At 61.6% G+C, this 12792-nt stretch carries 13 protein-coding genes; 8 read left to right on the top strand and 5 right to left on the bottom strand.

Annotated features, from left to right (window positions below):
- Nucleotides 1–87: 87 nt before the first annotated feature.
- Nucleotides 88–423 (bottom strand): nuclear transport factor 2 family protein, encoded by a 336-nt coding sequence (locus RGQ15_RS09650; RefSeq protein ID WP_311160002.1) that lies wholly within the window; start codon nt 421–423, stop codon nt 88–90.
- Nucleotides 413–1456, bottom strand: coding sequence for a TraB/GumN family protein (locus RGQ15_RS09645; RefSeq protein WP_311160001.1), 1044 nt, complete (start codon nt 1454–1456; stop codon nt 413–415). The genes RGQ15_RS09650 and RGQ15_RS09645 overlap by 11 nt, the downstream gene beginning before the upstream one ends.
- A gap of 328 nt (nt 1457–1784) precedes the next feature.
- Between RGQ15_RS09645 and RGQ15_RS09640 the strand changes: the two genes are divergently transcribed.
- Together RGQ15_RS09640 and groL are read left to right on the top strand one after the other, a co-directional pair.
- Nucleotides 1785–2072: a co-chaperone GroES gene (locus RGQ15_RS09640; protein ID WP_311160000.1), complete on the top strand. Its 288-nt coding sequence runs from the start codon at nt 1785–1787 to the stop codon at nt 2070–2072.
- Nucleotides 2073–2110: 38 nt separating this feature from the next.
- A complete protein-coding gene (gene groL / locus RGQ15_RS09635) occupies nt 2111–3748 on the top strand; it encodes a chaperonin GroEL (protein ID WP_311159999.1) in 1638 nt (545 codons plus the stop codon).
- A 57-nt stretch (nt 3749–3805) separates the two neighbouring features.
- On the opposite strand, the gene RGQ15_RS09630 is transcribed toward groL, so the two are convergent.
- The 3 genes from RGQ15_RS09630 to RGQ15_RS09620 all read right to left on the bottom strand — a co-directional run bounded on the left by RGQ15_RS09630 (nt 3806) and on the right by RGQ15_RS09620 (nt 7339).
- Nucleotides 3806–4741: a hypothetical protein gene (locus RGQ15_RS09630; RefSeq protein ID WP_311159998.1), complete on the bottom strand. Its 936-nt coding sequence runs from the start codon at nt 4739–4741 to the stop codon at nt 3806–3808.
- A 159-nt stretch (nt 4742–4900) separates the two neighbouring features.
- On the bottom strand, nt 4901–6709 hold the full coding sequence (locus tag RGQ15_RS09625) for an ABC-F family ATP-binding cassette domain-containing protein (protein WP_311159997.1): 1809 nt from the start codon (nt 6707–6709) through the stop codon (nt 4901–4903).
- 42 nt (nt 6710–6751) lie between these two features.
- Nucleotides 6752–7339 (bottom strand): serine hydrolase domain-containing protein, encoded by a 588-nt coding sequence (locus RGQ15_RS09620; protein ID WP_409201336.1) that lies wholly within the window; start codon nt 7337–7339, stop codon nt 6752–6754.
- A gap of 155 nt (nt 7340–7494) precedes the next feature.
- On the opposite strand from RGQ15_RS09620, the gene RGQ15_RS09615 reads away from it, so the two are divergent.
- From RGQ15_RS09615 to RGQ15_RS09590, 6 genes are all read left to right on the top strand, one after another.
- Nucleotides 7495–8622 carry a tyrosine-type recombinase/integrase gene (locus RGQ15_RS09615; protein WP_311159995.1) on the top strand — a complete coding sequence of 376 codons (1128 nt, stop codon included), beginning with the start codon at nt 7495–7497 and terminating at the stop codon, nt 8620–8622.
- A 358-nt stretch (nt 8623–8980) separates the two neighbouring features.
- Nucleotides 8981–9142, top strand: a complete 162-nt coding sequence (locus tag RGQ15_RS09610; protein ID WP_311159993.1) for a helix-turn-helix transcriptional regulator — start codon at nt 8981–8983, stop codon at nt 9140–9142.
- Nucleotides 9139–9333, top strand: coding sequence for a hypothetical protein (locus RGQ15_RS09605; RefSeq protein ID WP_311159992.1), 195 nt, complete (start codon nt 9139–9141; stop codon nt 9331–9333). Before RGQ15_RS09610 ends, RGQ15_RS09605 begins: the two co-directional genes overlap by 4 nt.
- Nucleotides 9330–9518 carry a hypothetical protein gene (locus RGQ15_RS09600; RefSeq protein WP_311159991.1) on the top strand — a complete coding sequence of 63 codons (189 nt, stop codon included), beginning with the start codon at nt 9330–9332 and terminating at the stop codon, nt 9516–9518. Before RGQ15_RS09605 ends, RGQ15_RS09600 begins: the two co-directional genes overlap by 4 nt.
- A 602-nt stretch (nt 9519–10120) precedes the next feature.
- Entirely contained in the window at nt 10121–10888 is a 768-nt protein-coding gene (locus tag RGQ15_RS09595; protein ID WP_311159990.1) for a DUF7146 domain-containing protein, read from the top strand.
- Nucleotides 10881–12452 (top strand): hypothetical protein, encoded by a 1572-nt coding sequence (locus RGQ15_RS09590; RefSeq protein WP_311159989.1) that lies wholly within the window; start codon nt 10881–10883, stop codon nt 12450–12452. Before RGQ15_RS09595 ends, RGQ15_RS09590 begins: the two co-directional genes overlap by 8 nt.
- The last annotated feature ends 340 nt before the right edge of the window (nt 12453–12792 follow it).

Genomic DNA, 12792 nt, shown 5'->3' with positions numbered 1-12792 from the left:
ATGCATTGCCCGGCCGGTCGGGACAGGAAATGCTGCGCGCAAGGCCGTCGAAAACGTTCCCGGCATTTCAGGAACAGACGGTCGGCGTCAGACCGGCGTCTGCTGATGCTGCAGGATCCGCCAGTCGCCTTCGCGCCTGATCCAGGTTGTCGTGCAAAGCGCGCGATAGGCATCCGCCCCCGAGCGGCGCGCCGTGGCGCGATAGGCCAGCACGCAGACATCGTTCGTTTCGACCACGGCGCGATCGGACATCGAAACTTCCTGCCAGCGCGGCGTCGATCCAAACCGTTCGACGACCTTGCGCCGGGTCAGGATACCGGTCGGAGCAAAGGCCATGACGCAGGTTTCATCAAGCTTCCGGGCCGCCTCGGCCGCTCCGGCCAGCCAAAATTCGCGCTCTTCGCGCCAGAGTTCATCCGCCATTCGCCCCCTCCCCTGATAGGATCGGCTGGATGGCCCAGCCCGCATTCTGCAAAAGCGAAAGTACGCCCTCGCGCCCCGGAAGATGCAATGCCCCGAAACCGACGACGATGCCCTTTCCCTTTTGGGCGGCATCGGCAGCCGCCGCCTCGATCGGACCGATCCAGCTGATATTGCGCTGGTCGATCAGCTTTTCCTGCGCCAGGCGCATCTGATTGTCGACCTCGGCCCGCGACAGGCCCGACCTCGCATAGGCGTCGAGACGACCGAATTCCCAGATCAGCCAGCTGTTTTCGGAAAAATATGCCTCGGTCAGCGTCACCGCATAGTCATCCGCATATTCCGCGGCAGGCATCGCGGCGCGGATCATGTCGATTTCTTCATCGGCGGTCATGCCATCGAAAAGCGAAAAGACCGTGTTCCAGGGCTCAAGCGCATGAACCGCGACACCCGCTTTCTGAGCCCTTTCGATCAGCTTGTGGTCAAGCCCGCCCGTCTCGCCGCTTTTCCTCACCGTATCGAGCATGCAAGGCGAGATGCCCAGCATGACCGAGACATACCAGGGCCGCATCCGGCTGCTGATGACGGCAGGCATGCCCCGCGCCTCGAGTGCGGTCCAAAGCGATTCCCAATCTTCGGGCGACATGCGCTCGGGCAGGGTCGGCCCCTTGCTGTCCATGATCAGCGACGGGTCAGCCGCGATGGCGTCCGAAAGGCGCTTTTCCTCGGTCGGGCCTGCCTCGACCAGCAAGGCCCCCGCCGCATCGACGAGCGGCCCGAAACGGGCCATCGTCTGGCGATGACGCGGATCGTCGAAATGATAGGTGCCGATCAGCGTCACCTGCTCGTTCCCCTTGGTTGCACGCCAGAAAAGCCCCTCGTGAAAGGGCTCCTTGCGGGTCGCGGCCTCAAGCGCGGCAAGCTGTGCGGGCGGCAGGTCATCAAACAGGTTGCGCCCGACACATTCACCGGCAGCGACGGGCAGGCCAGCAAGTGCGGCTACAATCAGGGTGGCAAGAAATTGGCGCAGGCGCATTGTCGGTTTCCATTTCGCTTGCGCAAAGAATGGCATGGCCGGGGGCGCGCTGCAAATGCGTCGCATTCGAAAGGGCCCGACCGGTTCCCGCGGCAGCGGACGCGCAGAGGCGAATCGACATTCCGCAGCGCCTTCCCCCTCCGGCCGGGCCGGGCCGCACTTGCCAATCCCGCGCCGGGAAACGGCGTCGAGAAACCTGAAATGAAAATTCGCGCGACAGAGCCGTTGACACGAAATCGGCTGCTGCCTAGATGTTCCGGCACTGGCACTCACCAAGACCGAGTGCCAACAACGAAAACACTGCAACCTGTAACACCGGAGTGTTCACATGGCTTTCAAACCGCTGCACGACCGCGTTCTGGTCCGTCGCGTCCAGTCGGACGAGAAAACCAAGGGCGGCCTGATCATCCCCGATAGCGCAAAAGAAAAACCCGCTGAAGGCGAAATCGTCTCGGTTGGCGAAGGCGCTCGCAAGGACTCGGGCGAGCTGATCGCACCCGCGGTCGCGGCTGGTGATCGCGTCCTGTTCGGCAAATGGTCGGGCACCGAAGTCACGATCGACGGCGAAGAGCTGCTGATCATGAAAGAAAGCGACATCCTGGGCGTCATCGCCTGATTTCCGCTTTCCGCTAACCCATTCCAGGAGAAGAACAAATGGCTGCTAAAGAAGTCAAGTTCAACAGCGACGCCCGCGACCGCATGCTGAAAGGCGTGAACATCCTCGCGGATGCCGTCAAAGTGACCCTCGGCCCGAAAGGCCGCAACGTCGTGATCGACAAGTCCTTCGGCGCCCCGCGCATCACCAAGGACGGCGTTTCGGTCGCCAAAGAGATCGAGCTTTCGGACAAGTTCGAGAACATGGGCGCCCAGATGGTTCGCGAAGTCGCTTCGCGCACCAATGACGAAGCTGGCGACGGCACCACCACCGCCACGGTCCTGGCCCAGGCCATCATCCGCGAAGGCATGAAGTCGGTTGCGGCTGGCCTGAACCCGATGGACCTGAAGCGCGGCATCGACCTCGCGACCTCGAAAGTCGTCGAAGCGATCAAGGCTGCTGCCCGCCCGGTCAACGACTCGGCTGAAGTTGCGCAAGTCGGCACCATCTCGGCCAACGGCGAGGCCTTCATCGGCCAGCAGATCGCCGAAGCCATGCAGAAAGTTGGAAACGAGGGTGTGATCACCGTCGAAGAAAACAAGGGCATGGAAACCGAAGTCGAAGTCGTCGAAGGCATGCAGTTCGACCGCGGCTACCTTTCGCCCTACTTCGTCACCAACGCCGACAAGATGATTGCCGAGCTGGAAGACGCCTACATCCTGCTGCACGAGAAAAAGCTCTCGTCGCTGCAGCCGATGGTCCCGCTGCTGGAATCGGTCATCCAGTCGCAAAAGCCGCTGATCATCATCGCTGAAGACGTCGAAGGCGAGGCCCTGGCCACGCTGGTCGTCAACAAGCTGCGTGGCGGTCTGAAAATCGCCGCCGTCAAGGCTCCGGGCTTCGGCGATCGTCGCAAGGCCATGCTGCAGGACATCGCGATCCTGACCGGCGGTCAGGTGATTTCGGAAGACCTGGGCATGAAGCTGGAAAACGTCACCGTCGACATGCTCGGCCGTGCGAAGAAAGTCACGATCAACAAGGACAACACCACCATCGTCGATGGTTCGGGTGAAAAAGCCGAGATCGAAGCCCGCGTTTCGCAAATCCGTCAGCAGATCGAGGAAACCACCTCGGACTACGACCGCGAGAAACTGCAAGAGCGCGTTGCCAAACTGGCCGGTGGCGTTGCCGTCATCCGCGTCGGCGGCATGACCGAAATCGAAGTCAAAGAGCGCAAGGACCGCGTTGACGACGCCCTGAACGCGACCCGCGCTGCGGTTCAAGAAGGTGTTGTCGTCGGTGGCGGCGTTGCCCTGGTTCAAGGCGGCAAGGTCCTCGAAGGCCTGACCGGTGTGAACTCGGACCAGGACGCCGGCATCGCCATCGTCCGCCGCGCCCTGGAAGCTCCGATGCGCCAGATCGCTGAAAACGCTGGCGTCGACGGCGCTGTCGTGGCCGGCAAGGTCCGCGAATCCTCGGACAAGGCCTTCGGCTTCAACGCCCAGACCGAAGAATATGGCGACATGTTCAAGTTCGGCGTCATCGACCCGGCCAAGGTTGTCCGCACCGCGCTGGAAGACGCCGCCTCGGTTGCAGGTCTCTTGATCACCACCGAAGCGATGATCGCCGAGAAGCCCGAGCCGAAAGCTCCGGCCGGCGGCATGCCCGACATGGGCGGCATGGGCGGCATGATGTAATCATCCGCCTGTCGCAAGACAGACGAGGGCCGTCCCGAAAGGGGCGGCCTTTTTCGTTCACCCCGCCATGGCGGCGCTCAGCGCGCGCGTGACCGGCAGGTGAAAGGGCAATTCGGTATTGGTATGATGCCATGCCCCCGTGACACGATGATCGGTCGGGATATCCAGCCGCGAGTTCAGCAGGCCAAAGCCATCCATATCCCCCATGATGTCGATCACATCGTGCCAGTCGCGCGGCATCTGGATCTTTGCGCTGATCGTCGCGATGCGGCCTTGTTTTCCCATGGCCTTGCTGCGCTGGGGCGCAAGCTCCGAAAGCATGTAGAGGGCCTCGGATATGACCAGATTGCCCTTGGAATGCCCGACAAGCAGGGAAATATCTGTCTGCGCGCAAAGCGCATGGACGGTTTTCACGTCCAGACTACCGCGGATCGCCGAACTGATGGAGCCTGTCGAATATTCAAGCGAGGAAGGGGAAATCCGCGTCGCGACATCAAGCGATTCGAAGGCATGGCGCAGCGAGTTCATCCAGCCGAACCAGAAAAAACCGCCAAGCGCCTCTGCGGCCAGATCCGAGAGGCCATAGCCCGAGACGACCGCCAAGACAGGCTTGCCAATGGCATCCGCGACATTCCGTCCAAAGGCAGCCGTTCCCAATGCAGAAGAGCCGACCCCGGCCACGGCCAGACAATCGCAAGGGGTCGCTGCCGCATCTGCCTGAAAGGCGTCGAAATGCGCCCAGACCGTCAGCCCGCCAATATCGCTCGGCTGAACAAGGATCAGCGCACCTTCCTTGGCATACCAAGGCGCAAGCATCTCGACCTCATCCGTGGTCAAGACGCCGATATCGTAGAAGAAATGATCAAAGACCGCATTTCGCTCGCGCAGCGGCTCCAGAACCGCCTCTTTGAGAGGATTGGGTGCGGATAGCTTTTCCGGCAGGGACCCATAACGCGCGGCCTGAGCGACGCCCAAAAACTGCAATGACTTCATGAAACACCTCACTCGTGAAAGCGGTGGAAGTCATTCAATCATAGCACTGCCCAAAGATTGGTCGGCGCGTTTTCGTTCGGCCGAGCCTCGCTCGGTCAGAAATCCCGCAGGCTTGCCGCGTCAACATCCAATGCCTGCCGCGGATCGGGCAAACGGAGCTTAACCGGCGTCTTTCTCGGCCAATTCCAGCCACTCCTCCTCGGCCGCGGCCAGCGCCGTCTGCCGCTCGGCCAGCCCCTCGCTCGCCTTGGCGAATTTCGCCGGGGCGCTGGAAAACAGGTCGGGCTGGGCGAGGAATTCATTCAGCTTGCCGATCTCGGCCTCAAGGCGCTCCATAATACTGGGCAAAGCCTCAAGGCGCTTTTTCTCGGTGAAGCTCAGGCCCGAACGCTCGGCTTGGGCCTTGGCCTCGGGCTTAGGTGCTGCAACCGCGGGCTTGACCTCGACCTCGGGCGCGTCCTCGGGACGCTGGGCGCGGTAGTCCGACCAGCCGCCGGGATAGATCACGGCGCGGCCATCGCCCTCCATCGCCACCGTGGTCGTGGCCACGCGGTCGATGAAATCGCGGTCGTGGCTGACCAGCAGCACGGTGCCGTCATATTCGCCCAAGATGTCCTGCAGCAGATCCAGCGTTTCCACGTCCAGATCGTTGGTTGGCTCGTCCAGAACCAGCAGGTTCGAGGGTTTGGCCATGATCCGCGCCAGCAGCAGCCGGGCCTTTTCGCCGCCCGACAGGCTGCCGACCGGCGCACGCGCCTGCGCGTCATCGAACAGGAAATCTTTCAGATAGGCTACGACATGCTTGGGGTTTCCGCGCACCATGACCTGATCGTTCCGGCCCGAGACACTCATCGAGGGATCGCCGGTCAGCGCGTCCCAAAGCGTCACCGTCTCATCGATCGCGCTGCGGGCCTGATCGAAGATTGCGATATCCAGATTGGTGCCGGTCTTGATCTCGCCCGAATCCGGGGCGATCTCGCCGGTCAGCATCTTGATCAGCGTGGTCTTGCCTGCGCCATTCGGGCCGACAAAGGCCACGCGGTCGCCGCGCAGCACGCGCAGATCGAAGGGCTTCAGGATGGTGCGATCACCGAAGGACTTCGAGATGCCCTTGGCGTCGATCACGCGCTTACCCGATTGCTGGCCCGATTCCAGCTCCATCGCGGCCGTGCCCTGACGGCGGATCTGGTTAGCCCGCTCGTCGCGCAGCGAGGCCAGTGCCCGCAGGCGGCCCTGATTGCGCTTGCGACGTGCGCTGATGCCCTCGACAGCCCAACGGGCCTCGGCCTTGATCTTGCGGTCCAGCTTGTGGCGCGCCTCGTCCTCGGCGGCCCAGACTGTCTCGCGCCAATCCTCGAAATGCTCGAAGCCGCGTTCCTGGCGGCGCACCTCGCTGCGGTCGATCCACAGCGTCGCGCGGGTCAAAGCCCGCAGGAAGGCGCGGTCGTGGCTGATCAGCACGAAACCCGTGCGGGTCATCGAAAGCTGCTCTTCCAGCCAGCCGATGGCTTCGATGTCGAGATGGTTCGTCGGCTCGTCGAGCAGCATCAGTTCCGGCGCTTCGGCGAGCAACCGGGCCAGGGCGGCACGGCGACGCTCACCGCCCGAGGCGGTGGCGACAATTCGGTCGGGGTCGAATTTCAGCCCCTCGGCGGCCATTTCGACGCGGTAATCCTCGCCGTCATGCAGGCCCGCGCGGGCGAAATCACCCAAGGTGGAGTAGCCCGACAGGTCAGGCTCTTGTTCCATATAGCCGACCTTGACGCCGGCGGGGGTGATGACCTCGCCCTGATCCGGCTCGACCAGCCCGGCCATGACCTTCATCAGGGTCGATTTACCCGAGCCATTGCGGCCGACCAGCGCGAGACGGTCGCCCTGCTGGACGGTCAGGTTCAGACCGTCAAAGACGGGGTTGCCGCCGAAGGTCAGGGAAATATCGGTAAGTTGCAAAAGGGGTGCGCGTGCCATCAGGCGCAGATATGCTGCCCCGCAGGGTTGGTCAACGCCCGCTCACAGGCTTTGCACCAACTCGCCCGCCAAGGCGTGCAGTTCCTGCCGATACCCCGTCCGGGCCGAGGGCTGGTCGGGGTCCGAGGTCATGGCAATGGCGACGGGATCATCGCCGGGAAAGACATAGATCATCTGCCCGCCATAGCCCCAGCCATAGCGCACCTCGCGCCCGCCGATCCGGCTGATGAACCAGCCATAGCCATATTGCTCGCCATTGAAGATCGAGCGCGTGCGCGGCTGCCAGCTTGCCGCGATCCATTCGGGTGGGATCACCCCCTGCCCGCCCTGCGCATAGGCCGTGCCAAAAGCCAGCAGGCTGCGCGTCGACATCGCCATCTGGTTGCCGCCGAGATAGATCCCCTGCGGGTCCTGTTCCCATGCGGTGATCGCGAAACCCGGGATATCCAGCCAGTCACGCGCCAAGGCCAGGGTCGATTTGCCGCCGACCTTGGTCAGCATCGCCGAGACCAGATGGCTTGAGGCCGTCGAATACAGCATCCGCCCGCCCGGATCGGTCTCGAAAGGTGCTGCCAGCGCCGCGCGGACCCAGTTCCGGCTGCTGACCCAGCACCTGCACGCATGTCTCAGTCCGTCTCAACCCGTCTCGAATTACGATTGTATAACATCAACTTAAGAGAGAGCCGCCGCGCATCCGTATTGCAACTTGTCGCGTTCAGCCGCATATAATCCTACTTAGGATGCTGGGTAGGATGCTAGGAGCTATGCCAAGGAAAGCAAACGAGTTGAGCGCACTCGCCGTCAAGGCGCTGGGGCCGGGAGTGCACGCGGTGGGCGGGGTGCCGGGCCTCTACATACAGAAGGTGGGCAACGGGGCCAGTTGGCTTCTCAATGTCAGCATCGCGGGCAAACGCCGCAGCATCGGCCTCGGCGGCTACCCCGAACTGCCGCTAGCCAAGGCGCGCGAGGTTGCAAAGGCCATGCGCTTCCGCATCAACCACGAAGGTGCGGACCCGATCCAAGAGCGCAAGGACGCCCGCGCTGCCGCCAAGGCCGCCGCGCCCATGACGTTCGCAGAGGCGGTGGAAGGTTACTTCGCTACCAAACCCGACACGCCGCACAACCAGCAGTGGCGGGAAGCCCTGCTCAAGCTGAAGCTGCCGACGGTGGCCAAGATCCAGCCCAACGATGTTGAAGCGGCGCTGCTGCCCATCTGGACTGAGACACATGAAACAGCCAAGCGCACCCTCACCCATCTGAAAGCCGTGCTGAACTGGGCCACCGTCAAGGGGGAGCGGCAGGGTGAGAACCCCGCCGCGCACGTCAAGCTTCTGCTGCCCGAGGTGAAGGCCAGCAACAAAAACCATGCGGCGCTGCCTTGGCAGCAAGCCCCGGCCTTTATGGCGGCGCTGCGGCGCGAAGCTGGCAGCGGCCCCAGAGCGCTGGAATGGCTGATGCTGACCGCCTGTCGGACGCAGGAGGCAGCCGGGGCCAGGTGGGACGAGATCAAGGACGGCGTGTGGACGGTCCCGGCCAGCCGGATGAAGATGGGCAGGCCGCATCGCATTCCCCTGCCCTCCGCATGCGTGGAAATGCTTGCAGCACTTCCTCGGCGCGGTCCTTTCCTCTTTCCCGGCCACAGCGGTGGCCCCATCAGCGACAGCACCCAGCGCGCGGTCATCCTGCGCATCCCCGGCTTCACGCCGACCGATGGCAGGCAGCTAACGGTCCACGGCCTGCGGTCCTGCTTCAAGGATTGGGCGGACGAGCAGGGCTATGACCACCGGTTGTCGGAACTGGCGCTGGCGCATGCCCCCGGCAGCAAGACCGAACGGGCATATGCGCGGAGCGACATGCTGGATGCGCGGCGGGAGCTTATGCAGGCGTGGTCGGATTATTTGGGCGCTCGATGATCTCGGCTAGGCTGCGCATGCGGAAGAGGGTTGAGTTGTCTGCGACGGTCTTGCAATTTGCAATACCGCTCTTAGACAGCCAGTTCCCAAAACGCTGGTCGATGCTGGGGTATACCCTAATTTATGGTAAACCCATGCACCAAAACGCTGGTCGATGCTGGGGTGTATTGCAAGTTGCAAGACACCCTTCATCCAAGCCGCTAATGCGCGCGAGTATGGGGTGTACCATAAATTAGGGTACACCCTGCCGAAAGCGTGTTGACGAATCACCCCGGTCTGCCCCACTTTGGCCCTGCATAGGTAAAACCCAGCACGGTGCTGCTCCCCCTTCCTGCGATCGCATGAAAGGGATTTTGCTATGCAAAACCATCTATCTGTGAAAGACCTCGCCGCCGCGCTCGGCATCAGCCCGGCCACCGTATGGCGCTGGGCGGCGCAAGGCAGGCTGCCGCAGCCGCGCCGTTTCAGTCCCGGCTGCACCCGCTGGTCGCTTGATGAAGTGCGGGAGTGGCTGACGTGAGAGCGTTTGTCGTTGAGTTCGGTGAACACGCCCTTGCGGTGGAAGCCGAAGACGAGTCCGAAGCTGTCCAGAAACTGGATGAGTGGCTTCGCGACGGATTGAAGCGCGAGTTTCCGGACATCTATTCGGATGACGACGGCCCGTTCATCTCTCTGGGTGAGTCCTCGGACAGCACGGAGGACGAGGGATGACGCGTTATCGTTTCTGGTGCAGTAACCTCTTCGGGATCGTTCGAGCTGACCACGAAGAGGATGCGATTTACAAGATCGAAGAGAGCTTCGTCGGGGATTTCGTTCATGACGGCAGCAGCCCGCTCATCATCTTGGACGAAGGCCCGGACGAGGACGAAAGCACGGACGACGAAAGCACGGAATAATGCACGGTAGGCCGGGGAAACCCGGCCTATCCCGTTGTTCTGCAACCTCGATGCGGGTGCTGGCATAGCACACGCAATGGTTGCAGGGCGTTCTTCAATCGGATGCAGCATGATCCAATAGAAAAGCCCTATCGGATAGCATAAACCTTTGTATATACTGCATTTTTTGCTTGCCTTTGGGGCGCAGGCATAATAGCTTTTAGCTGGGCCAGTTCCATGGTCGGCGGGTGGCAATGATCAACCAGCTTGCTGGGTGCCCCCGCCTCATGGGACCGGCTCAAAAGGGGCAAACATCCTGACGCTTTGATCAGCGTCCTAACCAATGGAACAGGAGGCCCGCTCTCCATGCAAGACGATCCCTTTAACGCCTTTGGGGCGCATGGCCGCGCATTGCCCGCAGCAGGCCCGGCAGCGCCCCCGGCCCCTGCCCCCTTGCCGGGGCGCGAGACCCTGCCCAGCGGGGCGTATAGCGAGGCTGGGGCGCGATGACTGACCTCTCCGATCTGGCAGAGGCCCTTGGTGGCAAGGCGGGCGAGCTTCGAGGAAACGCGCCGTGCCCGATATGCCAGCCAGAAGCGCGGAGGGATCAACACGGTCTTTCCATGCGCTACAACGAAGAGGGCAGGCTGTGGTTCTGGTGCCATCGGTCCGGCTGCCGGTCTTGGGACATCATCCAAGAACTCAGGCGGCTGCGCCTGTGGCCGATAGACCAGCTTGACCCAGACGAAGCTCGACGCCGCATCAGCGAGCATGAACAGCGGCAGTCCGACAGGGCGAAGCAAACATGGGAACAGGCTCAGCCCATCGAGGGCACGCCGGGCGAGGCCTATTTCCGCCTCCGCGGTCTCTCCTGCCCGCTGCCGCCCAGCCTGCGCTTCCACCCCGCCCTCTATCATGGCGCTGTCGACAGATGCCTTCCTGCCATTGTGGCGTTCGTGCGCGGCGGCCCACCTGCGATCCATCGCATTTACATTGACCAGCACGGCCGCAAGGCGGCGGTCGACAATATCAAAATGTCGCTCGGGCCGGTCAGCGGCGGGCATGTGCCGCTGCGCTTCGGTGATCTTAGCAAGGTAATCGTCGCAGAGGGCATAGAGAACGGGCTGGCGCTAATGTGCGACACGCTGGCGGATTACTTCGGGCATGACGTCTCTGTCTGGTCGGCTCTTAGTTCTTCGGGCATGGCGGCCCTGCGGTTGCCCGACCCCGACCCCGGCGACCAACTACTCATCGCGCCTGACGCTGATGAAGCTGGCATGGCAGCGGCCAGCCAGCTTGCCGCCGCCGCGCTGGGCTGGCGAGTGCAGGTGATCCCCGCACCGCAAGGTATGGACTGGAACGATCTCATCAAGGAACCCCAGCATGGATGACCGTGGGAAAATGGAATGGCAGGCAATCAAGGATCCAGCCGAAGCGCATAACGAAGCGCTTGAAGCAGAATGGCGACAAGCCTTAGCGGACGAGGCCGCGAAGGACGAAAAGCTAGAAAGCCACCGCCTCGCCTCAATTGAGGAAAACCGGCGCATCTACGGACCGTGGATCGCAGGCACTCCATACCCTATTGAGCAGCCCTCGCTGATCGAAGCGCTGGCGTGGAACGCGCCGGGGCTGATTGGGCGAATGGTGCGCGAAGGCGCGGCCAAACGCGCAGAGCGCGGAACACTTATTCCTCAGCTTGGCGCGGCGCTGGTTTCCTTCTCGGTCATGGTGCAGGGAAAATTCGTTAGTTACTGGGACGGCCACTACACCCCGCCTTGCGCGATGCTGGTTCTCGTCGGCGGGACGGGTAGCGGGAAAAGCACGGCGATCAAGTTATTCGCCGACTACAAGACGTATTTGGCAAACAACACCGCCGCCGTATTCATCAGCCGCCCGAAGTCCGGGCCGGGTCTTCTGCAGTATGCCAGCCGCTCCCCCATCGCTGCGGTTAACATCATCAATGAAGAGGCGTCCGGCATCCTTGGTGCCACTGGCGAGCACTCTGATAGTTCGCGCCGCATGATGGCGCTGATCTACACCGCATATGAAACCGGCATTGATCCAGAGCCGTCCGCCGATGACAAACGGACGACCGAACCCCTGCCCTGCCCCCAGCTTTCCGCGCTCCTTTGCATCCAGAATGAGTTGCTACAAAAGTACGACAAGAAGTTCGCGGCACTCGGTGAGTTAGGACGAATGCTTTTCATCCAGATCCCGGACCTTGATCTTATTGAGTATGAAAAGCGGCCACAGTTTTCCGATGCTCTCATCAAGGAGATTAATCAGTTCATCAAGCTCGCCCCGCCCATGGTGCCCACTGGCGGCCTGTCGTCCAACCCCTTGAAGTGCGAGATCAAGCAAACCCCGCTTCTGGCGCATTTCTCTTACGTTATCCAATACAGCGCAGAGGCTGATGAATACCTGAAGTCGCTGCGGCTCGAATATGATACAATCTCCCGCGATGAAAAACGAGACCTGCTGGTGCGCTATGTTGCCAAGCGGATGGTGGAGGCCATTAATCGAATTGCGACAATCTGCGGCATTGCCGCCGGTGAATGGGAGACCGGCATCAGCATCCAAACCGTGCGGTGGTCCGCCGCCTTCGTCAAGGAAAGCCTCCAGTTTGTCATCGACATGGCCGCAGATACAGGAGTGGTTGATTCCGGCGCTCCCGCCCCACAAAGAATACGCGGAGCAATTAAGGCGGCGTTTTCCAGGAGCTTAGACGAATGGGGCGCTGATGCTCGGCAAGGCATCAACGACCGGCTCGAAGTCAAGCGCGGGGCGCTAAACCGGCTTGTCAAGGATAAGACCGGCCTTGGCGCTCAGGTGAAAGCCGAAATCCAAGATATGATTGACGACAAGACTCTCGGCGCGATTAAAGAACAAACGCGCGGAGAGCGAGACAGGCGCGGCCCGAAGCCGGAATGGGTTTTTGTGCTTCGTCGCTTTTGAATAAGGGGGACGCGCAAATAGGGGGCGCAATAAGGGGGCTGCCCCTATTTGAAAGCCAAGCTATTGGTAATAAAGGGAAATTAATAGGGGGGTATAGGGGGGTACGGGCAGCCAATTTCACCGTCACAGTCACGGCCAAGCACTCACAAACTGCCTAGATTTTCAGCAGTCCCCCAGAAGGCTGCGCCCCTTGCCCCCTATTCCCCCCTATTATTTATTTTATATATATTAAAGGCTTAGGGCTTAAACTAGGGGACTTAATGAGGGGGATAACTAGGGGGAGGTTCCCCTTAATTAAATTTGCACAAAACGGGTCTATTTCGGCCCAATATTCTTGCCT

The organism is Paracoccus sp. MBLB3053 (assembly GCF_031822435.1).
Lineage (GTDB): Bacteria > Pseudomonadota > Alphaproteobacteria > Rhodobacterales > Rhodobacteraceae > Paracoccus > Paracoccus aurantius.
This window is presented reverse-complemented; position numbering and strand designations above follow the sequence as displayed.

Coding starts and splice junctions, on each gene's coding strand:
- RGQ15_RS09650 (WP_311160002.1), bottom strand. CDS start 423: ATGGCGGATGAACTCTGGCGCGAAGAGCGCGAATTTTGGCTGGCCGGA.
- RGQ15_RS09630 (WP_311159998.1), bottom strand. CDS start 4,741: ATGAAGTCATTGCAGTTTTTGGGCGTCGCTCAGGCCGCGCGTTATGGG.
- RGQ15_RS09640 (WP_311160000.1), top strand. CDS start 1,785: ATGGCTTTCAAACCGCTGCACGACCGCGTTCTGGTCCGTCGCGTCCAG.
- groL (WP_311159999.1), top strand. CDS start 2,111: ATGGCTGCTAAAGAAGTCAAGTTCAACAGCGACGCCCGCGACCGCATG.
- RGQ15_RS09610 (WP_311159993.1), top strand. CDS start 8,981: ATGCAAAACCATCTATCTGTGAAAGACCTCGCCGCCGCGCTCGGCATC.
- RGQ15_RS09600 (WP_311159991.1), top strand. CDS start 9,330: ATGACGCGTTATCGTTTCTGGTGCAGTAACCTCTTCGGGATCGTTCGA.
- RGQ15_RS09625 (WP_311159997.1), bottom strand. CDS start 6,709: ATGGCACGCGCACCCCTTTTGCAACTTACCGATATTTCCCTGACCTTC.
- RGQ15_RS09595 (WP_311159990.1), top strand. CDS start 10,121: ATGCGCTACAACGAAGAGGGCAGGCTGTGGTTCTGGTGCCATCGGTCC.
- RGQ15_RS09590 (WP_311159989.1), top strand. CDS start 10,881: ATGGATGACCGTGGGAAAATGGAATGGCAGGCAATCAAGGATCCAGCC.
- RGQ15_RS09645 (WP_311160001.1), bottom strand. CDS start 1,456: ATGCGCCTGCGCCAATTTCTTGCCACCCTGATTGTAGCCGCACTTGCT.